Consider the following 25164-nt stretch of genomic DNA (forward strand, 5'->3'; position numbering starts at 1 on the left):
GCTGGGAAACGACCCGGATGATGCGCAATGACAAAAGGACTCCAAATGAGAACAAAAGGTGAATATAAGGGTGTCCTGCTATGTTTGCCGAACTCAGTATCACATCCAATTTTTCCTTCCTGAAGGGCGCATCCCACCCCGAGGAATATGTCTCCCGTGCTGCGGCGCTGGGGATCGGGGCGCTGGCGGTTGCAGATGAGAATTCGGTGGCCGGCATCGTGCGGGCCCATGCGCGGGCACGCGAGATCGCCCGTCAGGTGCAGGAGCGCCAGGACTGGGATGCCCGGCATGGTCTGACGGGCCCGCCCGCACCAGAGGGGACAGCCGTGAGCCCGGCACTTTACGTCCGTCCCCGGCTTATTCCGGCCGCCAGGCTCGTGTTCACCGATGCCTGCCCGGTGACAGTCCTGCCGGAAAACCGGGCAGGCTGGGCCACGCTCTGCCGGATACTTTCGGCCGGGCGGTTGCGGGCGGAGAAAGGCTCCTGCGATCTGCAGCTCAGCGATCTGCTGGACCGGGGCGAGGGGCTGCAGCTCATTCTGTGGCCAGAGGCGCAGAAGGTCCCACGCGGCGCGGGCGGATGGGTGCAAACAGCGCAGACGCTGGCGCGCCGCTTTGCCGGCAACATGCATATCGGCCTGCATCCATCCTATGACGGGCGGGATGCGGAGCGCTTTGCCGCTCTGACGGCGGAGGCAAACCGTCTGGGTCTGCCGACCCTGGCCAGTGCGGCACCGCTGATGCATCACGGGGCCCGCCGCAAGCTGGCGGATGTGGTCACGGCCATCCGCCTGAAACGCCGGGTGGATGATCTGGGGCGTGACGCGCTGCCTAACGGCGAGGCGCGCCTGCGCTCCACTGCAGAGATGCGGCGCCTGTTCCGGGGGTTTGAGGATGCGGTAGATCGTACACATACCCTTGCACAGAGACTGACTTTTTCCCTGGACGAACTGCGCTATGAGTACCCGCTCGAAGGGACGGAGCATGAAACACCGGCGGAAAGGCTGCGGCGCACTGGCCTATGAGGGGCTTGAGTGGCGATACCCCTCCGGTGCGCCGGAAAAGGTGCACCGGTTGCTGGAACATGAACTGACGCTCATCGCGAAACTGCGGTACGAGCCCTATTTCCTGACCGTACGGGACATTGTCGCCTTTGCCCGCAGCCGGGATATCCTGTGCCAGGGCCGGGGTTCTGCGGCCAATTCGGTGGTGTGTTACTGCATGGGCATCACCTCGGTCAGTCCGGAGATCGGCACGATGGTCTTTGAGCGTTTCGTGTCCGAGGCGCGGGATGAGCCCCCCGACATCGACGTGGATTTCGAGCATGAGCGCCGCGAAGAGGTGATCCAGCATATCTATGAACGCTACGGGCGGCACCGGGCGGGCCTTTGTGCGACGGTGGTGCATTACCGGGGCAAACGGGCGATCCGCGAGGTGGGCCGCGCCATGGGGCTGACGGAGGATACAATTTCCGCGCTTTCCTCGCAGCTCTGGGGGTTTTTCTCGACCAAAGGTATCGAGGCCGAACGCATGGCCGAGATCGGGCTGGATGCAGGTGACCGGCGGCTGCAGCAGACCCTGGCGCTGGTCTATGAGATCAACGGTTTTCCGCGGCACCTCAGCCAGCATGTGGGCGGGTTCGTGATCACCGAAGGGCGGCTTGATGAACTGGTGCCGGTCGAGAATGCCACGATGGAGGGGCGTACTGTCATCTGCTGGGACAAGGATGACATCGAGACGCTGGGTATTCTGAAGGTCGATGTGCTGAGCCTTGGGATGCTGACCTGCATCCGCAAGGCCTTTGATCTGCTGCAGATGCACCACCGGGTGAGCCATACCCTGGCGACGCTGCCGCCCGAGGATCCGGCAGTCTATGACATGCTCTGCCGGGCGGACAGTATCGGTGTTTTCCAGGTCGAGAGCCGCGCGCAGATGAACTTTCTGCCACGGATGAAGCCGCGCAATTTCTACGATCTGGTGATTGAGGTGGCGATCATCCGGCCAGGTCCCATCCAGGGCGATATGGTGCATCCCTATATCCGGCGCCGCAACGGGGAGGAGCCGGTCAGTTTCCCGTCAGACGAGCTGGGTGAGGTGCTGGGCAAGACCCTGGGTGTGCCGCTCTTTCAGGAGCAGGCGATGCAGATTGCGATTGTGGGGGCGGGATTCACACCCGATCAGGCGGACCGGCTGCGCCGCTCGCTGGCGACCTTCAAGAAACATGGCAATGTCAGCGAATTCCGGACGCTGTTCCTGCGCGGCATGAAGCGTAAGGGGTACGAAGAGGATTTTGCTGAGCGCTGTTTTTCCCAGATCGAAGGGTTCGGATCCTATGGGTTTCCGGAGAGTCACGCGGCGAGTTTTGCCCTGCTGGTCTATGCCTCTGCCTGGATCAAATGCCACCACCCGGGAGTTTTTGCCTGTGCGTTGCTGAATGCGCAGCCGATGGGGTTTTATGCGCCCGCACAGATCGTGCGGGATGCGCGCGAGCACGGGGTTGAGGTCCGGCCCATCTGTGTGAATGCAAGTTTCTGGGACAATACAATGGAGCCGGACGGTCAGGGCGGTCTGGCGCTGCGCCTGGGTTTCCGGCAGATCCGCGGGCTGGGGGAGGAGGATGCCAGCTGGCTGACCGCGGCGCGGGGTAATGGCTATCAGTCTGTACGGGATGTCTGGCGGCGCGCAGGTCTGCATCCCGCGATGGTGGCGCGTCTGGCGGAGGCAGATGTCTTTGCCGGTCTGGGCCTGTCGCGGCGCGATGCGCTGTGGGAGGCCAAGGCGCTGATGCCCGGCGCGCCATTGCCGCTGTTTGCGGGCGATATTGAAGGGGAGGCCATTGATGAGCCTGCGGCGCTGTTGCCGGAGATGACCAAAGGTGAGGAAGTGGTTGAGGATTATGTGTCGATGCGGCTGACGCTCCGGGCGCATCCGCTGGCACTGTTACGCCATATGCTGACGCCAGGGCCGTGTGGCGGGGCCGGGCAGATGAGTGCCTCCGGCGGGGATATTTAAAGCCAGAAGAAGCCGGCCGCCGGGAAATAGGTTCACCCGCGCCGGATCAGCCGTTACAAGGCCAGAAACACAAAACGTGGAGACGAGCAGATGAGTGCGCCAAAGCCGGTTGTCCTGTGTATTCTTGATGGCTGGGGCATCAGTGACCGTCGCGAGGGTAATGCGCCTTTGCTGGCAGAGACGCCCACTATGGACCGGCTGATGGCATCCTGTCCGCATGCGACTCTGGTGACCTACGGGCCTGATGTGGGATTGCCGCGCGGGCAGATGGGCAATTCGGAGGTGGGGCACACCAATATCGGGGCGGGCCGGGTCGTGGCGATGGATCTGGGGCAGATTGATCTGGCGATTGAAGAGGGCAGTTTTGCCGAAAACCAGCGCCTTCGGGACTTTATTGCAACTCTGAAGGAGACCGGCGGAACCGCACATCTGATGGGCGTGGTTTCAGATGGCGGTGTGCATGGGCACATTTCTCATATGATTGCCGCGGCCCGTGCGCTGGCGGATGCGGGGTTGCCGGTCGTGGTGCATGCGCTGACCGACGGACGGGATGTAGCGCCTACCTCGGCTCCGGGGTTTATCGCTGCGCTGGAGGCATCCCTGCCGCCCGGCGTGAGCATCGCCACCGTTACCGGGCGCTATTACGCGATGGACCGGGACAACCGCTGGGACCGGGTTGGAAAGGCCTATGCGGCAATTGTCAGCGGTGAGGGTGCACAGGTGGCAACAGCAGCCAGCGCCGTTGAGGCCGCACATGCGCGCGGAGAAACAGATGAATTCATCGTGCCGTCTGTCATCGGTGGCTATACCGGCGCGCAGGATGGTGACGGTGTTTTCTGTCTGAATTTCCGGGCGGACCGGGCGCGCGAGATCATGGCGGCTGTTGGTGCGGCGGAGTTTGACGGGTTTGACCGTGGCGCGCGCGTTTCCTGGGCGGCGCTGATGGGCATGGCGCAGTATTCCGAAGCGCATTCTGAATACATGACGGTGATGTATCCCAAGCCGGAAATCAAAAACACGCTGGGCGACTGGGTGGCGCAGAAAGGTCTGCGGCAATACCGTCTCGCGGAGACGGAAAAGTACCCGCATGTGACCTTCTTCCTGAATGGGGGCGAGGAGGTTTCCTTTGACGGTGAAGACAGGAAAATGCCCAAATCACCCGATGTGGCGACGTATGATCTGCAGCCTGAGATGTCAGCGGGTGAAGTGACGGATGCACTGGTTGGCGCGATCCGGGAGGGTTACGATCTGATTGTCGTGAACTACGCCAACCCGGACATGGTCGGTCATACCGGCGATCTGGAAGCGGCGATGCGTGCCTGTGAAGCTGTGGATGCCGGTCTGGGCCGGGCGCTTGAGGCGCTTGAGGCGGCGGGTGGTGCGATGATCGTTTGTGCGGATCATGGCAACTGTGACGTGATGATCGATCCTGAGACCGGTGGGCCACATACGGCGCACACGCTGAACCCGGTGCCGGTTGTTGTGGTGGGCGCGCCCGATGGTGCGCAGCTGTCAGACGGACGTCTGGCCGATCTGGCACCGACGCTGCTGCACCTGATGCAGATTGAAAAACCAGATGAGATGACCGGTACATGCCTGCTGTCCTGAGGGGTCTCGTTGTTGCGTTTTGTCTGTTCCCCTTTGTGGGTGCGGCAGACCCGGTCAGTGAGGCGCGGGCTGCGATGGCACGTCTTGAGGCGGCGTCAGATGCGCTGGATGCGGCGGGATCCGGCAGAGAGCGGGTGCGCGCGCTGACCGAGACCATCCGCGCTTTTGAGGATGGGCTTGCTGCTGTGCGCACCGGTCTGAGGGCCGCCACGTCGCGCGAGCAGGCGCTTGGCAGTGATCTGCGCCGTCGCGACAGTGAAATCGCCGCCCTTCTGGTAACATTACGCGGGGTGTCCGCCGGACCGTCGCCTGTGCTGCTGCTGCATCCGGAAGGGCCTGCTGGCAGTGTGCGTGCGGGCATGGTGCTCTCTGGCCTTGTACCTGAACTGAATGCCCGGGCGCTGGCGCTGCGCGAAGACTTTGGCGAACTGCAGCGGTTGCAGAGCCTGCAGGCGGATGCCGAACTGCGTCTGCAGGAAGGTCTGAATGATCTGCAGGCGGCACGCACCCAGCTGAGCCAGGCGATCGCCGATCGCGGAGACCTGCCGCGGCGTTTCACCAATGATCCGGTGCGTGAGGCCATTCTGATCGCCTCGGCGGATACGCTGGACAGTTTCGCCCGGGGTCTTGAACGGATCGCCGTGGATGAAACCGACGATGCCCCGCTGCCGGCCGTTGCACAGAAAGGGGATCTGCCGCTTCCGGTGGGGGGCACGATCACGCGTCGTGCGGGGGAGCCGGATGCTGCAGGCGTTGTGCGCCCGGGGATCATTATCGCAGCGGCCGGGCAGGCCGTTGTCACCGCACCGGTTCCGGCGACCGTGCGTTATGCCGGCCCGCTGCTCGATTTCGGGAACGCGGTCATTATTGAGCCGCAATCGGATGTTCTCATCGTTCTTGCAGGCCTTGAGACGCTTTATGGCAGCGCAGGAGAGGTGGTTGCGGCAGGGGATCCGCTCGGTCTGATGGGCGGTACACCGGCAACAGGGGAAACAGAAGTTTCAACAGATGGTGATGACACTGGCGCACAGCCGCCAGAAACGCTCTATATAGAGGTAAGACAGAACAACACACCTGAGGACCCGAGCCTCTGGTTCCGAACCGATAAGGATGGATAACCGGTATGAAGAAGTTTGCCATGGCCGCGCTGGGCGGCACGCTTGCAGGGGTCCTGGCGACCACGCAGGTCGCAGGCCCGCTGCTGGCGCAGGAATCGCAACGCTCCGGCAGTGTCTATGAGCAGTTGGATCTGTTCGGCGATATTTTCGAGCGGATCCGTGCCCAATACGTCGAAGAGGTCGATCCGGGCGATCTGATTGAGGCCGCGATTGACGGTATGCTCACATCGCTGGATCCGCATTCAAGTTATCTCAGCCCGGATGATGCGGCCCAGATGCGTGTGCAGACACGCGGTGAATTCGGCGGGCTTGGTATCGAAGTGACCCAGGAAGAGGGTTTCGTCAAAGTGGTCTCGCCCATTGATGGCACGCCCGCAGACGAAGCGGGTATGGAAGCCGGCGATTTCATCACTCATGTGGATGGGGAATCGGTGCTGGGGCTGAGCCTCGATGAAGCGGTGACTATGATGCGTGGCCCGGTCGGGTCCGAGATCATCATTACCGTCGTGCGCGAAGGCGAGGCCGAGCCGTTTGATGTCTCCATCATCCGCGACACGATCAAGCTGACAGCTGTCCGGACCCGCACCGAAGGCGACACGGTTGTCCTGCGGGTGACCACCTTTAACGACCAGACCTATACCAATCTGGAATCCGGCCTGCAAAAACAGGTCGAAGAGGCCGGTGGCATGGATGCGATCAACGGCATCGTCGTCGATCTGCGTAACAACCCCGGTGGTCTGCTGACCCAGGCGATCCGCGTATCGGACGCCTTCCTTGAAAAAGGTGAGATCGTCTCCACCCGTGGACGTGAGGTTCAGGATGGTGAGCGGTTCAACGCAACGCCGGGCGACCTTGCAGAGGGCAAGCCCATTGTCGTGCTGATCAACGGTGGATCGGCCTCGGCTTCCGAGATTGTTGCCGGTGCGCTGCAGGATCACCGCCGTGCGATTGTCGTCGGCACCAAGAGTTTCGGCAAAGGGTCTGTCCAGACGGTGATGCCCCTGCGAAGTGATGGGGCGATGCGCCTGACCACCGCGCGGTATTACACGCCGTCGGGCCGGTCCATTCAGGCGCTGGGTGTCTCACCTGACATCATCGTGGAACAGCCGCGCCGCCGGCCGAACGAAGAGGCCGAAGCGGAGGACGATCGTCCGTCGCGTTCCGAGGCGGACCTGCGCGGCAGCCTGAACAACGACAGCCTGTCCGAAGACGAGATCGAACAGATCGAGGCGGACCGGGCCAAAGCAGAAGCTGCCGCGGCACTGCGCGAGGAAGATTATCAGCTCGCCTATGCTATCGACATTCTCAAAGGTCTGTCGGCGATTGGTTCACAGAACTGATCAGCCTGCCTGATGCAAATGAAAAACCCCGCCGGACATCCGGCGGGGTTTTTTGATGCGCTGTTGCGGGTTGCCCGGAAGCGATCACCCCGCGCGCAGCAGGCGCGGGGCCATCTGTTTCAGAGGTCCATGTAATCATGGCCCTCTTTTTTGCCGCCCGGGTGCGTCACGGCCCCGAGGTAAGTCGGGCCGACCAGCTGCGCGTATTTCCACAGCGCCCCGGCACCGTAGATGGTCGGGCGGGCGCCCTTCCAGTTTTCTTTCCGCGTGGCCAGTTCTTCGTCGGTCAGGTCCACGGAAATGGTGCCTTCGATGGCGTTCAGCGTGATCATGTCGCCGTTTTCCAGCAGGGCGATGGGTCCGCCGTGGGCGGCTTCAGGGCCCACGTGACCCACGCAGAAACCGCGTGTCGCGCCTGAGAAACGGCCATCGGTGATCAGCGCCACCTTTTTACCCATGCCCTGACCGGACAGGGCTGCCGTGGTGGCCAGCATTTCGCGCATGCCGGGGCCGCCTGCCGGACCTTCGTTGCGGATCACAAAGACGTCGCCCTCTTCGTAGGTGCGGTTCTGAACCGCATCAAAGGCGTCCTGTTCGCATTCGAAAACGCGTGCCGGGCCGGTAAACAGCAGGTGCTGGGGTTCCATGCCCGCGATCTTCACGATGGCGCCTTCGGGCGCGAGGTTGCCCTTGAGGCCCACGACACCGCCTGTTTTCGACAGCGGCGTTTCAACCGGATGGATCACGCGGCCATCGGCTTCGAGGCTGACCTTGTCGATCTCTTCACCAATGGAATAGCCGGTTGCAGTCATGCAGTCTTCGTGCAGCAGACCGGCCTTGCGGAGCTCTTTGAGCACCACCGGCACACCGCCGCATTCGTACATGTCCTTGGCGACATACTGGCCGCCTGGCTTCAGGTCGACGAAATAAGGTGTGTCGCGGAAAATCTCGCAGACGTCTTCGAGGAAGAAGTCGATACCCGCCTCATGTGCCATCGCCGGCAGGTGCAGACCCGCGTTGGTGGAGCCGCCCGTGCAGGCCACGATACGCGCCGCGTTTTCCAGCGATTTGCGCGTTACGATATCGCGGGCACGGATGTTTTTCTCGATGAGGTTCATGACCGCGGCACCGGAGGCTTCGGCGTAAGCATCACGGCTCTCATAGGGCGCAGGGGCACCCGCAGAGTTCGGCAGCGCGAGACCAATGGCCTCAGAAACACAGGCCATGGTATTGGCCGTGAACTGGCCACCACAGGCACCGGCCGACGGGCAGGCCACGCGTTCCAGGATTTCCAGCTCGGCTTCGCTGAGCGTGCCGTTCTGCTGACGGCCGACCGCCTCGAACATGTCTTGAACGGTCAGATCGCGATCCGCGAAATCTTCTGGCACGGGGGCGCCAGTGGGCGCGCGGCCCGGCAGGATCGACCCGCCATAAAGGAACACCGACGGCACGTTGAGGCGGATCATCGCCATCATCATACCCGGCAGGGACTTGTCGCAACCTGCCAGACCCACAATCGCGTCATAGCAGTGGCCGCGCATGGTCAGTTCAACCGTGTCGGCAATCGCCTCGCGGGACGCAAGCGAGGAGCGCATGCCCTCATGGCCCATGGCGATACCGTCGGTCACAGTGATCGTCGTGAATTCCCGCGGAGTTCCGTCTTCGCGTTTCACACCCATTTTCACGGCCTGAGCCTGGCGGTTGAGCGCGATATTACACGGAGCGGCTTCGTTCCAGCAGGTGGCCACGCCCACCAACGGCTGGTGAATTTCCTCGTCAGTCATGCCCATCGCATAATAGTAGGAACGGTGTGGCGCGCGCGCCGGCCCTTCGGTCACGTGACGGCTGGGCAGTTTCGATTTGTCAAAACGCGGTGTGGACATGGATAAGCCTCTCCCTCAGATGAGTCCCGCCCGGAATAGCCATCCGTCCGCGCTGCTGCAAGGCTCCAGCGTTTATTCCTGCACAGGGCTGCACGCGTCTGCGCGCTTGTATTGGCCTGACTGCGCGCCTAAGTTGTCCTTCAGGCAAAACCCGGCTGCTCCTCTGGCGGTCGCGCGCGGCCCGCGAAGCGGACCCTTCTGAAAGCCGGTTTATGGAACCATCTCTTTTTTCATTCATCTGGAAGTTCTCCAAAAAAGAGCAGCTGTTTCTGCTGTTCTTCACGATTTTCACCTTTCCGTTTCTCTACGCGACGCTTGAGCTGCCAAAGCGGATCATCAACGATGCGATCGGTGCCGACAAAGACGTCGTCATGGTCTGGGGTATTGAATTCAGTCAGACGCAGTTTCTGCTGACGCTCTGCGGTCTGTATCTGGGTGCCGTTCTGGTCCACGGGCTGCTGAAGATGCGCCTGAATACGATGAAGGGTGTGCTGGCCGAGCGACTGCTGCGGCGGTTCCGGTACCAGCTGATCGGGCGGATGATGCGCTTCCCGCGCGCCTATTTCCGGTCAACCAGCCAGGGTGAGCTGGTCTCTATGGTAACCTCCGAGGCAGAGCCGATGGGCGGGCTGATGGGGGATGCTGTGGCTCAGCCGGTTTTCCAGGCCGGTCAGATGCTGATTATTGTGGTGTTTCTTTTTGCGCAGAGCATCTGGTTCGGCCTCGCAGGGATCGCGCTCATACCGCTGCAGGCCTGGCTTATTCCGATGCTCCAGCGGCAGATCAACCTGCTGAACAAAAAACGCATCGTGGAAGTGCGTCAGCTGGCGGCCGAAATCGGCGAAACGGCGGCCGGCATCACTGATCTTCGCACAAACGGCGGCTGGCGGTTCCGGCTGGCCGGGTTCACCAGCCGGCTGGGCAAGCTTTTTGAGATCCGGTTCCAGATCTACCAGAAGAAATTCTTCATGAAGTTTCTCAATAACTTCATCACCCAGCTGACGCCTTTTTTCTTCTATTCGGTGGGCGGCATTCTGGCCATCCGCGGAGAGATCACAGTGGGTGCGCTGGTCGCGGCACTGGCAGCCTACAAGGATCTTTCCAGCCCGTGGAAGGAGCTGCTGACCTACTACAACCAGGTGCAGGATATGTCTCTGCGCTGGGAGATCGTCACGGAACGGTTTGCGCCATCGGGCATGATTGACGAGGGCCTGTTTGAAGGTGAGCCCGCAGAGATGCCGCACCTGGATGGTGCAATCTCGATCCACAATGTCACCGTCCGGAATGCGGACGGCAACGCGGTCCTTGAGAATATCGATCTTGAGATTCCCGCCGGCGCGCGCGTGGCAATTAAAGCCTCAAGTCAGGTCGAGCGCACTGCCATGGCAGAACTGCTGACGCGGGAAGTGATGCCGGCGCGTGGCAGCGTGACCATCGCGGGACATGAACTTTCAGAGTTGCACCAGGCCGTGGTGGCAGCGCGGATCGGATATGCCCACTCGCGACCCTACCTCTTTGACGGCACGCTGGGTGACAACCTGCTGATGCCGCTGAAATCCAGCCCGAAAACGGTGTTGTGGGACCCCGACAGAAAAGACCGGCATGCCATGGAAGCCGCCCGCTCCGGCAACAGCCCCGACAGCCTGAAGGCCGAATGGCTTGATCCGGGGATCGCAGGTCTGAATTCGGCAGAGGAAATCCGGGGCTGGTGGTTCCAGCTGGTTGAGGCGATGGGCCTTGATGAGTTTATGTTCCGCCGGATGCTTGGTGCGCGCATGGATCCGGTCGACCATCCTGATCTGGCGTCCCGTCTTGTTGCACTGCGCGACGAGGTTCATGAGCTGCTCGTGGAGCGTGGCCTCGATTCAGTTGTGCACCGCTTTCATCCTGATGAATTCAACCCGTCGATCCCGCTTGGCGGTAACCTGATGTTTGCTGCACCCAAGCGCGACATCAGTCAGGAAGGTCTGGCTGCCGAGCATGATTTCCTGTCGCTGATCATTGAACTGGGGCTTGCCGAACAGGGTATCGCGATCTCGCAGACCCTCATCGAGACACTGCACCAGACCTTTGGCATGGACGGCACGGGACATCCGCTGTTCACCGCACTTGGTATCGAAGACACCCTTTACGAACGTCTCGTCGATATCGCGGCACGCCGCCAGGACAAGGGTGATCAGGCGCTGACCGAAGAGGAGTTTGCGCTGCTATTGACGGTGCCTTTCGCGTTCAGTGCAGAACAGATCGGACCAGCCTTCCCCGAGGCATTCAAACAGGAAATTCTCGAAATCCGCCGTGCCAAGAGCGATGAAATGCGCGCGCGGGCGCAAAGCCTGTTTGTCCCGATCACGCCGGACAACTACCTGCCGCGCCTGTCGATTATGGAAAACGTGCTTTACGGCAAAATCTCTGCCGTGGCCGGTGTTCAGGGAGAGCTCGTCGAGGACGTGGTGGCCGAAGTGCTCACCCGACACGAGCTCAAACGCTTTGTTGCGGAGACAATCCTGGACGTGCCGACAGGCCTTGGAGGGGCAAACCTGGCGTCAGTCTTCCAGGAGCGTGCTGCGTTCAGCCGTGCCGGGATCAAACGTCCGGACATTCTGATTCTGGATACCGTGCTGGCCAGTCATGACGCCGAAACGCGCAGCAAAACACGCAGCCGTCTGCAGGAACTGCTGCCGAAGACCACGCTGATCTTCCTTGAGGAAAAATTTGCCAACCCGCAGGCTTATGACATCTACGTCGAAATCCAGAACGGCCGCATTGATGGTGATACGTCGATGGAAACCCGCGAAGAAAGCGACACCGGTTCCGATGACCTGCGTCGCAAAATCCGCGCGATTTCACGGACCGAACTCTTTGCCAGTCTGGATGCCCGCAGCCAGCGTCTGCTCGCTTTCTCTGCGACCTGGTACAATGCCAAAGAAGGCAAACGTATTTTCGCGATGGGTGAAAAACCGGATGCTGCGTATCTGTGTCTCTCCGGTCGCGGGATGATGAGCTACCGCGATGACGATGGCGTTTCACGGGATGTGACGGCGGTGGAGCCCGGGCGGCTGATCGGGGACCTCGCGATTATCCTCAATGAGCCGCGGCAGCTGGACCTGACGGCCACCGAGGATTCGCAGTTCCTGCGCATCGGCGCAAAAGAATTCCGCTCGGTCATAGAGAATGACACAGGTGTTCTGATGCAGCTGCTGCATACCGTGGCCGAACACCTGACCGGTGCTGCCGAGCTGCTGCGCGAAGCGCGCGTCAATGTGCGGGATCGTGCCGTCGAACTGACCGCCGAAGCCGAAGAAGAGGCGAGACAGGCATCCGAAACTGAGAAGGCGGGCGACTGAACGTGCTGAACCGCCAGGATTACCGCGCGTATGATGCGCTGATCGAGCCTGTGCGCCGGACCGCCCAGGTGTGGCGCCTTCTGATGGGGCTCATTCTGGTCGCCGGAGTGTATCTGCTGTGCAATCAGATGTTCTTTCAGTTCCTCGGCACCATGCTGGGCCCGGGTGCCCTTGATTTCTTTGTCTCGGCGTCCGGCGGGAATTCCCCGGTGCGTATGCTCGTTCTGCTGGGCACATTTGGTTTTATGACGCTGGGCGTCGCCGTGGCTGTCCGGGTTGCCCACAGCCGCGGCATCACCAGCGTGTTCGGCGATTTTCGTGAAACCAGGCGGCAGTTTCTTGATGTGCTGATCGTTCTGGTGGTGCTGAATGCTGCGATTTTCGTGCTGCCGCCGTGGGGCATGGGCGGCGATCTCGTACCCAATCTGGATTTCGGCACCTGGATGCTCTTGCTGCCGCTGTCAGCAGGCGCGGTGCTGGTGCAGGTCAGCGCCGAGGAAATCCTCTTTCGCGGCTATATCCAGCAACAGCTGGCTGCCCGGTTCCGCGCACGGGCCATCTGGCTTCTGGTGCCTGCGCTGTTGTTTGGTCTGGGGCACTACATGCCGCTCGAAGCGGGGCCTAATGCGACGCTGATTGCGCTTTGGGCGGTGATGTTCGGCGTGCTTATGGCGGATCTCACCGCACGCTCGGGCACTCTGGGTCCGGCGATTGCGGTGCATTTTATCAACAACTTTGCAGCACTTCTGCTGATTTCGCTGCCGGACACTCTGTCGGGTCTGTCGCTTTACGTGACACCCTTTTCGATGGAGGATTCCGATACGCTGCGGGCATGGCTGCCGGTGGATTTTGCCCTGATGTTTATCAGCTGGCTCGGCGCACGCCTTGCGCTTCGCCGCTGATTGCACTTTCTGCGGCGCGGTCTTATTTAGGGGTCTGAGAGTAACAGGGGTGGCCGTATGAACTGGATCACGAACTATGTCCGGCCGAGGATCAATTCGATCTTCTCGCGCCGCGAAACGCCGGACAATCTGTGGACCAAGTGCCCTGAGTGCGGAACGATGCTGTTTCACCGCGAAGTGGCAGACAATCTGAACGTCTGTTCCAACTGTGATCACCACATGCACATCACAGCGCGTGACCGGTTTACCGCGCTTTTTGACGGCGGGGTCTTTACGGAGGTTGAGGTCACAGCACCCGTTGCCGACCCGCTGAGTTTCCGTGACCAGAAACGTTACCCGGACCGGCTGAAGGCCGCACAGAAGCAGACTTCTGAGAAAGAGGCGATGCTGGTTGCGCGTGGTGAAATCGGCCGGACGCCGATTGTCGCTGCCGCGCAGGACTTTTCCTTCATGGCCGGATCGATGGGCATGTATGTCGGCAATGCGATCATTGCCGCAGCCGAAGAAGCGGTGAAGCTCAAACGTCCGCTGATCCTGTTTTCCGCGGCAGGTGGTGCCCGCATGCAGGAGGGCATTCTGTCCCTGATGCAGATGCCGCGCACCACAGTGGCGGTGCAGATGCTCAAGGAAGCCGGTCTGCCGTACATCGTCGTGCTGACCCATCCGACGACCGGCGGCGTGACGGCCAGCTATGCGATGCTGGGTGATGTGCATATTGCCGAACCCAATGCCCTGATCTGTTTCGCCGGGCCACGGGTGATCGAACAGACGATCCGTGAAAAACTGCCCGAAGGGTTCCAGCGCGCGGAATATCTGCTGGATCATGGCATGCTGGACCGGGTCACGCACCGCGGAAAGATGCGTGAAGAGCTGATCACCATCACCCGCATGCTGCTGGGCATGCCGCCCCCTGTCCGGGGTGATCTGCCGGCGCCTGATCCGGATCAGGAAGCCGCTGCCGAAGCCGCAGAAGCAGTTATTGCGGAGGCTGAAGCAGAGCCGCAGGACCCGCCAAAGAAATGACCGCGCTGACATCGGATGTCATCCTTGAGAGGATGATGGCGCTGCATCCCAAAGTGATTGATCTGACGCTGGACCGTGTCTGGCGACTGCTTGATGCGCTTGGAAATCCGCAAAACGATCTGCCCCCGGTCATTCACCTTGCCGGGACCAATGGCAAAGGATCCACCCAGGCCATGATCCGTGCGGGGCTTGAGGCTGCGGGGCATCGGGTCCACGCCTACACAAGCCCGCATCTTGCCCGGTTCCATGAACGTATCCGCGTTGCCGGAGATCTGATCCCCGAAGAGGATCTGACAGCAGTTCTGGATGAATGCTATGCGGCGAACGGTGGCGCCGACATTACTTATTTCGAGATCACAACCTGTGCGGCGATCCTCGCGTTTGCGCGGAAGCCTGCGAACTACACCCTGCTGGAGGTTGGCCTCGGCGGCAGGCTGGACGCGACAAACGTTGTGGACAAACCGGTGATGACGGTGATCACACCGGTGTCTCTGGATCATCAGCAGTTTCTGGGGGACACGGTCGGTCAGATTGCCGGTGAAAAGGCGGGCATCATCAAACGGGGTGTGCCCTGTGTTGTCTCACGCCAGGCCGACGACGGCATGGATGTGATTGAGGCGACTGCGAACCGGCTGGGTGCGCCGCTTCTGGCTTACGGTCAGCACTGGCATGCGGCCCCCGAACGCGACGGGATGGTTTTCCAGGATGAAAGTGGTTTGCTTGATCTGCCGCTGCCGGTTCTGCACTGGCGCACATCAGATCATGAATGCGGGTGCTGCACTCGCCGTTCTCAGGCACCTTGAGATACCGGCTGCTGCCTGCGAGGCTGCGGTGACGAAAGCCACCTGGCCCGCGCGGTTGCAGCGACTCAGACACGGGCCGCTGATCGAGGCTGCCGGGGCTGCGGAGCTCTGGCTGGATGGTGGACATAACCCCGCGGCTGGCGAGGCGTTGGCAGAGCATCTGGGAACACTGCCGGAGCGCCCCACGTGGCTCATCTGCGGCATGCTCAACACAAAGGATATCGGCGGGTATATGCGCCCGGTTGCGCGCGCCGCCGACGGGCTGGTGGCCGTATCGATCCCGGGCGAGGCGAACACGCTGCCCGCGGAAACCACGGCCGATGCGGCACAGGCGGCGGGTCTGACGGCCGGTGTGGCAGCTGATGTGCACGCAGCTGTAGAGCAAATTACAGCACATACACCACATGCGCGAATACTGATCTGCGGGTCCCTCTATCTGGCCGGAAATGTCCTGCGCGACAACGGCTGAGTGAGTCCTTTTAGCCACAAAATGTAGTTCCCGCATGGCGATATTGACCCTGTGCGAGATCAGGCGTCTATATCTTGCTCGCCTGGGTCTGCGGCATTTCTCGCAGGGCGGGAAATGTGCCTGTGGGGGGTACCATTCATGTGGTCTGAAAGCCGGACATTTCGGTCGGCGCGCGGTTTTTCGCGCGGGTCGTTTCGGCCTGCTGTATCGCGGCGGCGCTGGTTTGCCGGGCTGGCGCTGGCTGCCGGTCTGACACTGGTCGCAGGCGCAGGCGTGATCGCTCTGCCGGATGCGCAGGGTGGGGCGGCTGTGACGCGCGCGGATGTATCGCTCCTGACAATTGAAGCGCCGCCTGCGCTTGCCGCGCCACAACTGTCACCGGTGAGCCACCGGATGTCGCGCCCTCTGCGGCTGACGGACAGGGATGCCGGGGCACATGATCTGAACACCCGCGTGCGCAATGTACTTTCGAGCTTTGGCCATGTCGCTGCTGCGGACGACCGTCTGCATACTCTTCTGGTGCGCATGCTCGCGGCCCGGCAGAGTGACGCATACATCCATGCGGCTGTAGCCGGGGGGTACCGGGACGGTGCCTTTACCCTGCCGGAATCACTTCTGATGCCTGATGGTCAGCCGGACACAACGCGTCTGCTGGCCGCGTTTCTGGATGACGCGCGCGGTTAGCGACCCCAGCCTTCGGACTGCATTTCCCGCAGACGCGATGCCGTGCGTTCAAATTCGAAGGTTCCCTCGCCCTCGACATAGAGCATTTCGGGTTTTGCCGCCGCCGAGCAGATCAGTCGTACGCGCGCCTCATACAGGGCATCGATCAGCGTAACGAAACGCTTTGCTTCGTTGAAATTGTTGCGCGACAGCGTCGGGATATCATCCAGCACCAGAACCCGGATGGCATCAGCCAGCGCGAGATAGTCCGCGGGGCCAAGATGCCGTCCACACAAATCGTGAAACCGGGCGCGGGCCACACCGTTGCGAAAGCCGGGTATTTCCACCTCACGCCCTTTGACGCGCAGGATCAGCGGTGCCGCGGGTCCGCCGGTCAGGTCTTCCCACACGGCGTTCATGGCGGCGCGGCTCTCACTGTTGACCGGTGTGAAATAGACCTGCTGCCCGCCCAGCCTGTCCTGGCGGTAGTCTGTCGGACTGACCAGTTCGTGGATCACCATTTTCTCGCCGATCAGGGCAATAAAGGGCAAAAAGAGGTCCCGGTTCAGGCCGTCCTTGTACAGGTCATCGGGAATGCGGTTCGAGGTTGTCACAACAACCACGCCGGCCGCAAACAGCGCTTCGAAGAGGCGTCCCACGATCATGGCGTCGGTGATGTCCGTGATCTGCATTTCGTCAAAGGCAAGCAGACGCACCGATGCAGAAACTTCTGCGGCTACCGGTGCAATGGCATCCTCGACACCCGTTTTCCGGGCCTCGTGCATGGCGGCATGGATTTCCTGCATGAAAGCGTGGAAATGCACGCGGCGCGCAGGCACGTCGCCCAGATGATCCACAAAGAAATCCATCAGCATGGATTTTCCGCGACCCACACCGCCCCAGAGGTAGAGCCCCTTTGGCGGCTCCGGTGCCTTGCGGAAGAAACCTTTTTTCACCGGGGCTGCGAGTGCTGTCCGGATCCGTTCGAACTCGGGCAGCACGGCGATCTGTGCCGGATCCGGCTGCAGCGAACCGTCGTCTGTCATGCGCGTGTAAATGTCGAGCAGGGTATCCATATCTCCGGCATATCCTGCGCGCCGCGCCGGGAAAAGAGGCAGGCCGCATAACGGTTTGTGATGGATGCGTAAAAACTCCTGAATTGACCCCGCAGTTGCTTTGGCTACGGTCGCCCTGAGCAGGAGAAAACATATGTCCGCGCGTGCGCCCCTTTTTACCCCGGTTCTGATTGTCGGCATCGTCATCATCTTGATGAGTTTTGCGATCCGGTCGACGTTTGGCGTATTCCAGATTCCGATTGCAGACGAATTTGGGTGGCTGCGCGCTGAATTCTCTCTGGCGATTGCGATCCAGAACCTCGCCTGGGGCGTCGGTCAGCCATTATTCGGGGCGCTGGCCGAAAAAATCGGTGACCGGAAAGCAATTATTCTGGGGGCCGTGGTCTATGCGCTTGGGCTCGTTTTGACGGCAAATTCGGTCTCACCGCTGGAGCATCAGCTCTACGCCTGGCTGCTTGGCTTTGGCATCGCGGGCACGGGCTTTGGCGTGATCCTGGCCGTTGTTGGACGTGCGGCATCTGACGAGAACCGCTCTATGTCGCTGGCAATCGTTTCCGCGGCAGGCAGCGGCGGGCAAATATTCGGACCGCCGGTTGCAGAATGGCTGCTGTCGGTGATGTCCTGGCAGAGCGTCTTTGTCCTGTTTGCTGCGGCAATCCTGGCGGTGCTGCTGACCCTGCCGCTGATGCGCGCCCCCGCGATGGCCAGCAAATCAGAACTCGACGAAAGCCTCGGTGAAATTCTGGTCAAGGCGTTCCGCGACCCGTCGTACACGCTGATCTGGCTGGGCTTTTTTCCTGCGGCTATCAGATTGCCTTTATCACAGCGCACTTCCCGGCCTTCGTGACAGAGCTGTGCGGCCCCATCATGCTGGGCGGTATGCTGGACAACATGGGGATCAGCACAACCTCCGCACTGGGCGCTGTGGCGATATCGCTGATCGGATTTGCCAATATCGGCGGTACGCTGATGGCCGGCTGGCTGGGCAAACGGTATTCCAAAAAGTACCTGCTTGCGGGCATCTATACCGGCCGGACGGTCGTTGCCGCCCTGTTCATCATGTTCCCGATTACACCGGAATCCGTGATCCTTTTCTCGATTGCGATGGGGTCGCTCTGGCTGGCCACTATTCCGCTGACCTCGGGTCTGGTTGCGCATATCTATGGCCTGCGCTACATGGGCACGCTCTATGGAATAGTCTTTCTCAGCCACCAGCTGGGCAGTTTTCTGGGCGTCTGGCTGGGCGGCCGGATGTACGACATATACGGCGACTATACGCTGGTCTGGTGGATCGGCGTCGGTGTCGGTGCCTTCAGCGCCATCATCCACCTGCCGATCCGGGAACGTCGCCTTGAAGGGCTCAGAACAGCCTAACCGCTCTGGTGGGTAAATTCGTGGATGTGGTCCAGCACCGTGGTGACGTGGGTATAGGTGAGCCCGTGTCCCGCATCATCAAAGATCACCGTCTGCACCGTAGGGTTCCATTCCACCAGACGGTCGGCTGCCGTAATGGGAATGACATCATCCTGCCGGCCCCAGATGGCCATCACCGGAACACCTTCGGTCTGCAGGGTTTCATGCGCGGGACGCAGATCCTCGCGCAGAATGCCGCGCAGGCTGGCTGCAACGGCCGTCACAAAACCGCGCCAGTTCAGTTCTGCCTCCTGCAGATCGGCGATGCGTTGGCTTGCCCCGGGAAGCTTTCGTTCGGCGGCGATGCCCTTGCGCAGAATGTTCGGGTAGAATTCAAGCGCCAGCCAGGTGCCGATCACCGGCCAGGTCATCATCCGGCGGAACAGGTTACCCGACAGATCCGTCATTCCGGCGGGTGCCAGCAACACAACCTGCCGGATCGCGACGGCCTCTGCGGCAGCAAAGGCTGCTGCTATTGAACCACCCATCGAATAACCTACAACAGTGATATCGTCGTCGATACGTTCATGGTCCAACAGTTCACTCAGCTGTCTGCGGAAGAAGGCGACGTCCTGTGTTCCTTTGGGCCGGTCGGAATAACCCCGGCCGTAAAGATCATAGGTCAGGACCCTGAAACCGATCTGGCTCAGCCCCTTTGCGATGCCTTCGTAGACAAAAGAGGGTGTGGTCAGCCCGTGAATACAGACAGCGACAGGCCCGCTTTCGGGGCCCCACCACCGGTAGTGTGTCACGCCGTCGGACAGCTGTGCGAACTGTCCGGGTGCCTCTTGGCGCGCGGCGTCAGTCATCTTTTTGCGCGTGGCCTCGATGATCAGCGGTGTGGCGATCACGGCGGCCAGGATCAGATATGCCCACATCATTGGTGCGCCCTCCACTGGTCGAGAATGTAGCGGCTGGTCATGAGGTCCAGATGAGCGCCACCGCCGTTTTTGAAGAGCGTGATTTCGTCGTCGGAGCCGCGTCTGAATTTTTCGGGCGTGTAGTAATCGCTGACAATATCCGCCGCTGCGAATGTGCCCGCTTCAATGGGTATCTTCAGCTCGCCGATGTGCCCCACCGTCGTCTCAAGGCTGTCGACAAAGACGCGCGCGCGGCGCAGTGCGGTATCATCCGTTTCGCGCATGTCCGGGCGATAAGCGCCGATCAGATCGATGTGCTGACCAGGCTGCAGCCAGTCGCCGCGCAGCACCGGCTCCGTGGTCATTGTGGCGCTGGTCACGATGTCGGCGGCTGAAACGGCCGTCTCAAGGTCCTCTGCGACCGCAACATTCCCGAGGTCTGCGGCAAGCGCTTCCGCCCTGCTGCGGGTGCGGTTCCAGATCGTGAACCCGGCGTCGGGAAAGGCCGCGGCATAGGCGGCATGCAGGCCTCTTGCCTGTGTGCCCGCGCCGAGGATGAGGATTTTTTGCTGTCAGGCCGCGCCAGACGCCGTGCGGCCAGCAGGCTGTCACCGGCGGTTTTCCACTTTGTGACCAGGTGAAAGTCGATCACCGCGTCAAGCACACCGGTCGCATCCGCATAAAGCGTGACGCCGCCGTTGATGGTCGAGACGTCTGTGCCATCATTGCCGGGAAACACAGTCGCGGATTTCACCGCAAGACCGAGCCCGTCAATCCATGCCGCCCGGTTCAGCAGTGTGTCGTCTCCGCGATACAGAAACGTATCCGCTATCTCTGCGCGTGGCATCCGGTGACCAGCGGCCAGCGCGTCGGTCAGGCCGATCCAGTCGAGCAGGGCATCCCCCTGATCAAAGGAAATGAACGGCGGTGTCATGCGGCTTCGGCATCTGTCAGAAGACCCGCGGCAACAAGGCGGTCTGCCCAGCCCTGTGGCCCTTCGAACAGATGTGTCTGCCAGCCAAACTGCTGTGCCGCGGCGATATTGTCGGTCCGGTCATCTGCAAACAGCAGCGCGTTGCCGGACAGGCCCGACGTTGCCTCGACGCTGGTGTAGATCGCCGGATCGGGTTTGGTCATGCGCATGTGCCCGGAGATGAAATCGCGGTCAAAGTCGCGCAGAAAAGGATAGTGCGTCGCAGCATAATCATAGCTTTCCACACCAAAATTCGTCAGCGAAAAGACAGGAACGCCCTTGTTCTGCAGCGCTTTCATCAGGCGTACGGAATGGTCGATGACCGGCGTGGCGAGCTCAATCCAGCGGTCATGCCACATGCGGATCTCGTTGCGCCAGTCAGGGTTTTTGTCTGCGGCCGCATAGATGGTTTCTGTGAACGGATGCCCAAGATCGACCAGTTCGTTCATGCCGTGCAGATCCACCGCGTCAAACATCGCGCGGCGGCGGTCCTCGCCGATCGTGGCGTCGTAAAACCGCTCGGGCTGCCATTCGATCAGAACGTTCCCGATGTCAAAAATGACGGCTTCCGGCTTTGGACTGCTCATATCCGCTCTCCTTTTCTGCAACAGCTAACGCAGCGTCCGGGCTTTGCGCAAGCTCTGCTCAAGCGCATTCAGAAACCGGCTCCTGTCCGATTTGGTGAAACCCTTGCCGCCGCCCTGCCGGAACGGGTCTGCAGCCCGCAGGTCGGCCATCAGATCGCGCGTCGCCAGAACGTTCCCGATGTTGGCCTGGGTCAGCGCCTCGCCATTGTGTTTGAGGACCTGGGCACCCGCTTCAACGCATCTCGCGGCCAGCGGAATATCACCGGTGACAACCACGTCACCCGGCCCGCAGCGTTCTGCGATCCACATATCCGCGACATCCGGGCCGTCAGGCACAATGACCGTCTCGACAAGCGGGTTCTGCGACATGCGCAGCCCGCCATTGGAGACCACGTACATCTTTACGCCGTGACGGGTGGCGACTTTCTCCGCTTCCGCTTTGACCGGACAGGCATCCGCATCAATGTAGAGCGCAGTCATGCCCAGAGTGCGTCTGCGTGAAAGGCGACGTGTTCTTCCATGAAGGTCGAAATGAAAAAGTAGCTGTGATCGTAGCCGGGCTGCAGCCGCAGGGTGGCCTGTTGCCGCCGCGTGTTCACGGCCTCTGCGAAGGCCTCGGGTTTCAGCAGGTCAATGAACTGATCACTGGTACCGGTGTCGATCAGCATGGGCCCGTCGAAGCCTTTTTCGCGCATCAGAACCGTTGCATCATGGGCGGCCCAGGACGCCTCATCGGCGCCGAGATAGGCGGTGAACTGTTTGCGGCCCCAGTCACTGGCTGTCGGATTGGAAATCGGCGCAAAAGCAGAGACGGAGCGGAAGCGTCCGGGCAGCGACATCGCCATGGTCAGCGCGCCGTGTCCGCCCATCGAATGCCCGGTGATGGCCTGGCGCTCCATATCGAGCGCAAATTCTGATCCCAACAGCGCGGGCAGCTCTTCGGTGATGTAATCCCACATGCGGAAATGCGGAGCCCAGGGCGTTTCGGTGGCGTTCACATAAAATCCGGCCCCCTGGCCGAGATCATAGGCATCGTCATTGGCAACATCATCGCCGCGCGGGGAGGTGTCCGGGAATATCAGCGCGATCCCCTGTTCCGCAGCCCAGGCCTGAGCCCCGGCTTTGGTCATGGCGTTTTCGTGTGTGCAGGTCAGCCCGGACAGAAACCACAGCAGCGGGACGGGGCCGTCCTTTGCTTCGGCGGGCAGGAAAAGCGCAAAGGTCATCTCGCAGGCGCAGCTTTCGGACGCATGGCTGTAGACGCCCTGGGTGCCGCCAAAGCAGGCATTTTCCGAGATGGTTTTCATAGTGGCTCTCCCTGATCGCATGTCTCATCCGTGGCTAATGCCTCAGCGGCCCTGCGGCAAGCCCCGTTGCTCAGGCGGCTGTGAACCACGCGATCACCGCGCTGACGGTCACGATGCTGATGATGGTTGAAACAAGTATCGCGGTGGAGACCCGCTGTGGCGCCACGCCGTAGTGCTGTGCCAGGATGTAAACGTTCCCGGCCACCGGCAGTGCTGCGGCCGATATGACCACCGTGGCGGTGTAGCGATCAACCGGAAACAGCCACAAAACGCCAACGGCAACCATGACCGGATGCAACCCCAGTTTGCAGAACGTCAGCCACAGAGCGGTCTGCAGGCGTTCAGCGGATTTGCCCGCAAGCGAGGCACCAATAGCAAACAGCGCGCCCGGCGTGGCTGCGGCTCCGAGGATTGTCAGAAAATCGTTCATCGGGGCCGGTATGGGCAGTTCCAGCGCAGCCCAGGTAAGCCCGGCAATGACAGAAACGATCATCGGGTTGCGGACCAGTCCCAGCCCGACCGTGCGGAAGGTCCGCAGGCTCAGACGCCCTTCGCGCGACAGGGTGATCAGGATAACGATCAGGCCGGAGAACACGATCAGGTCAATGCTGACGGTCATCACGACCGGTCCGATGGCCGCTTCACCCAGCAGCAGAGTGAGCATCGGAATGCCCAGAAACCCGACATTGCCAATGACGGCGCATTGGGCCTCAACGGCAGATACCTCCATGCTCTGTCCCCGCATCACGGCGACGGCTGTTGCGATCAGGTAAACGGCAACCGTGCCCGCCAGATAACCCAGTACAAGGTTCGTATCCCAGACATCGGACAGTTCCAGATTCGATGTGAACCGGAAGATCATCGCTGACAGCGCAAAGTAGAAAACGAATTTCGTCAGATAGGCGGTGGCTTCTGCCGTGAAAAAACGGGTGTAGCCCGCCCAGTATCCCAGCCCGATCAGCGCGAAAAAGGGCAGGGTCTTGAGGAAAATGTCGATCATGTTCCCGGTCTGCCCGGAACGGGGGGTGATATCAACCCGACCCGATCAGAACACCCGCTGCAAAGACCAGTGCACCGCCGATGACGACCTGAAATGCAGCACGGAAGAAGGGCGTTTCCATAAACCGGTTCTGGATCCATGCAATCGCCCAGAGTTCTACGAACACCACGATGATAGCGATGACAGTCGCCGTCCAGAAATCGGTAATCAGGTAAGGCAGCGCGTGGCCCAGCCCGCCCACAGTCGTCATGACGCCGGAGGCAACCCCCGTTTCACCGGAGAGCCGCGGCCCGACAGCTGACCATCGTCAGAGGCGGCTTCGGTAAAGCCCATGGAAATGCCGGCGCCCACCGAAGCCGCCAGACCAACCAGAAAGGTCGTCCAGGTGTCCTGCGTGGCGAAAGCGGTGGCAAATATCGGTGCGAGGGTCGACACCGATCCGTCCATCAATCCCGCGAGGCCCGGTTGTACCCAGGTCAGGATGAACTGTCTTTTAGCGGCGTTTTCCTCGCGATCACGGGCGTCGTCGCTCAGATGCTGTTCCTCGAGCTCCTCTGCTGTGGTCTGATGACCGGCCTCTGCGGCGGCGAGATCGCCCAGCAGTTTGCGGGTCGCGGCATCGGTCGTATTGGCGGCGGCCCGCAGGTAGAACTGTTCTGCGTCCCGCTCCATCGCTTCCGCTTCGGTGCGGATGCGCTCCAGACCGAGGTTTTCAACCAGCCAGACCGGACGCCGGTTGTAGTAGCCCGCGACATGCTCACGACGGATCAGTGGGATGACAGTGCCAAAGCGCTCCGTATGCAGGTCAATCAGACGCTGGCGGTGCTGGTCTTCTTCGGCAGCCATGCCCTCAAAGACCTTTGCGCTGCCCGGGAAATCCGCACGCAGAGTCTCTGCATAACCGCGGTAAATGCGGGCGTCGTCTTCTTCCGAAGAGATCGCGAGTGCCAGGATTTCCTGTTCTGTAAGGTCGGAAAACCGTTTTCGGGACAACGAGAAACGCATAGAGATCTCCGGATACTTTAGAATGATTCTAAGGTTATTCGGTTCCATGTTCAATGAACAATTCAGGTATTTTTCCGCTTTCCTCTTGGATATGAACCGATCGGTTTATATTGTGGACTGGCAATTCCGGAGGCAGAATGACCGAAACAGCAGAACTCATCCGCAAGGGCCGGAAGTTTGACCAGGTGCTGGAAGGCGCGCGTCAGGTCTTTATGGCGGATGGTTTTGAGGGCGCGAGCGTTGATGAAATTGCGCGGGTGGCCAGCGTTTCCAAGGCCACGCTCTACAGCTATTTCCCGGACAAGAGACTGCTCTTTCTGGAAGTTGCGCGCAGTGAGTGCCAGCGCCAGTCCCGGAATGCGCTGGACCGCATCAATATGGATGGTGAGCCACAGGACGTTCTGACCCAGACCGGGCGGCATTTTCTGACGTTCATTACATCGCGGTTCGGTCAACAGATTTTCCGGATCTGTGTGGCGGAATCCGACAGGTTCCCGGAGCTTGGGCAACGGTTCTACGATTCCGGACCTGCGGTGTTCCGTGCAGAGATGGCCGCGTATTTTGAACGGGCGCAGGCCCGTGGGGAGCTGCGGATTGATGACTGTATCCTTGCAGCCGATCAGTTTGGAGAGCTGTGCAAAGCCGATGTCTGGCCACGGTTGATTTTCGGTGTGATCCGGACGGTGTCCGCGGACGAGATTGACCGTGTTGTGGCGGCGGCAGTCGAGACGTTTCTGGCGCGTTACGGAACCTGATCCGCAGACTCGACAGGGCCTGA

At 60.9% G+C, this 25164-nt stretch carries 15 protein-coding genes and 5 pseudogenes; 11 read left to right on the top strand and 9 right to left on the bottom strand.

Going from position 1 to position 25164, the window contains the following annotated elements; translation table 11 throughout:
* Positions 1-80: 80 nt before the first annotated feature.
* From ACZ1HA_RS17890 to ACZ1HA_RS17905, 4 genes and pseudogenes are all read left to right on the top strand, one after another.
* Positions 81-3012, top strand: a pseudogene (locus tag ACZ1HA_RS17890) (error-prone DNA polymerase).
* A gap of 90 nt (positions 3013-3102) precedes the next feature.
* Positions 3103-4620, top strand: a complete 1518-nt coding sequence (gpmI, locus tag ACZ1HA_RS17895) for a 2,3-bisphosphoglycerate-independent phosphoglycerate mutase (RefSeq protein ID WP_472714864.1) — start codon at positions 3103-3105, stop codon at positions 4618-4620.
* Positions 4605-5738: a murein hydrolase activator EnvC family protein gene (locus ACZ1HA_RS17900; protein WP_472714865.1), complete on the top strand. Its 1134-nt coding sequence runs from the start codon at positions 4605-4607 to the stop codon at positions 5736-5738. Before gpmI ends, ACZ1HA_RS17900 begins: the two co-directional genes overlap by 16 nt.
* 5 nt (positions 5739-5743) lie before the next feature.
* Positions 5744-7078, top strand: coding sequence for a S41 family peptidase (locus ACZ1HA_RS17905; protein WP_375229334.1), 1335 nt, complete (start codon positions 5744-5746; stop codon positions 7076-7078).
* A gap of 119 nt (positions 7079-7197) precedes the next feature.
* Here the strand turns inward: ACZ1HA_RS17905 and ilvD are convergent, their stop codons facing one another.
* The gene (gene ilvD, locus ACZ1HA_RS17910) at positions 7198-8961 is read right to left on the bottom strand and encodes a dihydroxy-acid dehydratase (RefSeq protein WP_472714866.1); all 1764 of its coding nucleotides are present in this window, start codon (positions 8959-8961) and stop codon (positions 7198-7200) included.
* A gap of 212 nt (positions 8962-9173) precedes the next feature.
* On the opposite strand from ilvD, the gene ACZ1HA_RS17915 reads away from it, so the two are divergent.
* The 5 genes and pseudogenes from ACZ1HA_RS17915 to ACZ1HA_RS17935 all read left to right on the top strand — a co-directional run bounded on the left by ACZ1HA_RS17915 (position 9174) and on the right by ACZ1HA_RS17935 (position 16186).
* Complete coding sequence (locus ACZ1HA_RS17915; RefSeq protein WP_472714867.1) at positions 9174-12305, top strand: ABC transporter transmembrane domain-containing protein; 3132 nt, start codon at positions 9174-9176, stop codon at positions 12303-12305.
* A 5-nt stretch (positions 12306-12310) separates the two neighbouring features.
* Positions 12311-13207 (top strand): lysostaphin resistance A-like protein, encoded by an 897-nt coding sequence (locus ACZ1HA_RS17920; RefSeq protein WP_472715347.1) that lies wholly within the window; start codon positions 12311-12313, stop codon positions 13205-13207.
* 57 nt (positions 13208-13264) lie between these two features.
* Positions 13265-14230 (top strand): acetyl-CoA carboxylase, carboxyltransferase subunit beta, encoded by a 966-nt coding sequence (accD, locus tag ACZ1HA_RS17925; RefSeq protein WP_472714868.1) that lies wholly within the window; start codon positions 13265-13267, stop codon positions 14228-14230.
* Positions 14227-15502: pseudogene (locus ACZ1HA_RS17930) on the top strand (bifunctional folylpolyglutamate synthase/dihydrofolate synthase). The gene accD and the pseudogene ACZ1HA_RS17930 overlap by 4 nt, the downstream one beginning before the upstream one ends.
* A gap of 138 nt (positions 15503-15640) precedes the next feature.
* A complete protein-coding gene (locus tag ACZ1HA_RS17935) occupies positions 15641-16186 on the top strand; it encodes a hypothetical protein (RefSeq protein ID WP_472714869.1) in 546 nt (181 codons plus the stop codon).
* Here ACZ1HA_RS17935 and zapE read toward each other — a convergent pair.
* Entirely contained in the window at positions 16183-17241 is a 1059-nt protein-coding gene (gene zapE, locus ACZ1HA_RS17940) for a cell division protein ZapE (protein ID WP_472714870.1), read from the bottom strand. The two genes, ACZ1HA_RS17935 and zapE, sit on opposite strands and share 4 nt — an antisense overlap.
* A 133-nt stretch (positions 17242-17374) precedes the next feature.
* On the opposite strand from zapE, the pseudogene ACZ1HA_RS17945 reads away from it, so the two are divergent.
* A pseudogene (locus ACZ1HA_RS17945) lies at positions 17375-18615 on the top strand (MFS transporter).
* Here ACZ1HA_RS17945 and ACZ1HA_RS17950 read toward each other — a convergent pair.
* From ACZ1HA_RS17950 to mbfA, 7 genes and pseudogenes are all read right to left on the bottom strand, one after another.
* The gene (locus tag ACZ1HA_RS17950; protein ID WP_472714871.1) at positions 18612-19535 is read right to left on the bottom strand and encodes an alpha/beta fold hydrolase; all 924 of its coding nucleotides are present in this window, start codon (positions 19533-19535) and stop codon (positions 18612-18614) included. The pseudogene ACZ1HA_RS17945 and the gene ACZ1HA_RS17950 sit on opposite strands and share 4 nt — an antisense overlap.
* Positions 19532-20448 (bottom strand): annotated as a pseudogene (locus ACZ1HA_RS17955) (ornithine cyclodeaminase family protein). Before ACZ1HA_RS17955 ends, ACZ1HA_RS17950 begins: the two are co-directional and overlap by 4 nt.
* Positions 20445-21074 carry an HAD-IA family hydrolase gene (locus ACZ1HA_RS17960; RefSeq protein WP_472714872.1) on the bottom strand — a complete coding sequence of 210 codons (630 nt, stop codon included), beginning with the start codon at positions 21072-21074 and terminating at the stop codon, positions 20445-20447. Before ACZ1HA_RS17960 ends, ACZ1HA_RS17955 begins: the two are co-directional and overlap by 4 nt.
* 24 nt (positions 21075-21098) lie before the next feature.
* Positions 21099-21554, bottom strand: a complete 456-nt coding sequence (locus ACZ1HA_RS17965) for a YaiI/YqxD family protein (RefSeq protein ID WP_472714873.1) — start codon at positions 21552-21554, stop codon at positions 21099-21101.
* The gene (gene fghA / locus ACZ1HA_RS17970; RefSeq protein ID WP_472714874.1) at positions 21551-22381 is read right to left on the bottom strand and encodes an S-formylglutathione hydrolase; all 831 of its coding nucleotides are present in this window, start codon (positions 22379-22381) and stop codon (positions 21551-21553) included. Before fghA ends, ACZ1HA_RS17965 begins: the two co-directional genes overlap by 4 nt.
* 70 nt (positions 22382-22451) lie before the next feature.
* Complete coding sequence (locus ACZ1HA_RS17975; protein WP_375229321.1) at positions 22452-23381, bottom strand: AEC family transporter; 930 nt, start codon at positions 23379-23381, stop codon at positions 22452-22454.
* A gap of 31 nt (positions 23382-23412) precedes the next feature.
* A pseudogene (gene mbfA, locus ACZ1HA_RS17980) lies at positions 23413-24386 on the bottom strand (iron exporter MbfA).
* 137 nt (positions 24387-24523) lie between these two features.
* Between mbfA and ACZ1HA_RS17985 the strand changes: the two are divergent.
* Positions 24524-25141 carry a TetR/AcrR family transcriptional regulator gene (locus tag ACZ1HA_RS17985; RefSeq protein ID WP_375229320.1) on the top strand — a complete coding sequence of 206 codons (618 nt, stop codon included), beginning with the start codon at positions 24524-24526 and terminating at the stop codon, positions 25139-25141.
* The last annotated feature ends 23 nt before the right edge of the window (positions 25142-25164 follow it).

The organism is Roseobacter sp. S87, assembly GCF_055693285.1.

Excerpts from the sequence above, each read along its gene's own strand:
- gpmI (WP_472714864.1), top strand. The coding sequence starts at position 3,103 with ATGAGTGCGCCAAAGCCGGTTGTCCTGTGTATTCTTGATGGCTGGGGC.
- ACZ1HA_RS17900 (WP_472714865.1), top strand. The coding sequence starts at position 4,605 with ATGCCTGCTGTCCTGAGGGGTCTCGTTGTTGCGTTTTGTCTGTTCCCC.
- ACZ1HA_RS17905 (WP_375229334.1), top strand. The coding sequence starts at position 5,744 with ATGAAGAAGTTTGCCATGGCCGCGCTGGGCGGCACGCTTGCAGGGGTC.
- ilvD (WP_472714866.1), bottom strand. The coding sequence starts at position 8,961 with ATGTCCACACCGCGTTTTGACAAATCGAAACTGCCCAGCCGTCACGTG.
- ACZ1HA_RS17915 (WP_472714867.1), top strand. The coding sequence starts at position 9,174 with ATGGAACCATCTCTTTTTTCATTCATCTGGAAGTTCTCCAAAAAAGAG.
- accD (WP_472714868.1), top strand. The coding sequence starts at position 13,265 with ATGAACTGGATCACGAACTATGTCCGGCCGAGGATCAATTCGATCTTC.
- ACZ1HA_RS17935 (WP_472714869.1), top strand. The coding sequence starts at position 15,641 with ATGTGGTCTGAAAGCCGGACATTTCGGTCGGCGCGCGGTTTTTCGCGC.
- zapE (WP_472714870.1), bottom strand. The coding sequence starts at position 17,241 with ATGGATACCCTGCTCGACATTTACACGCGCATGACAGACGACGGTTCG.
- ACZ1HA_RS17950 (WP_472714871.1), bottom strand. The coding sequence starts at position 19,535 with ATGATGTGGGCATATCTGATCCTGGCCGCCGTGATCGCCACACCGCTG.
- ACZ1HA_RS17960 (WP_472714872.1), bottom strand. The coding sequence starts at position 21,074 with ATGAGCAGTCCAAAGCCGGAAGCCGTCATTTTTGACATCGGGAACGTT.
- ACZ1HA_RS17965 (WP_472714873.1), bottom strand. The coding sequence starts at position 21,554 with ATGACTGCGCTCTACATTGATGCGGATGCCTGTCCGGTCAAAGCGGAA.
- fghA (WP_472714874.1), bottom strand. The coding sequence starts at position 22,381 with ATGAAAACCATCTCGGAAAATGCCTGCTTTGGCGGCACCCAGGGCGTC.
- ACZ1HA_RS17975 (WP_375229321.1), bottom strand. The coding sequence starts at position 23,381 with ATGATCGACATTTTCCTCAAGACCCTGCCCTTTTTCGCGCTGATCGGG.
- ACZ1HA_RS17985 (WP_375229320.1), top strand. The coding sequence starts at position 24,524 with ATGACCGAAACAGCAGAACTCATCCGCAAGGGCCGGAAGTTTGACCAG.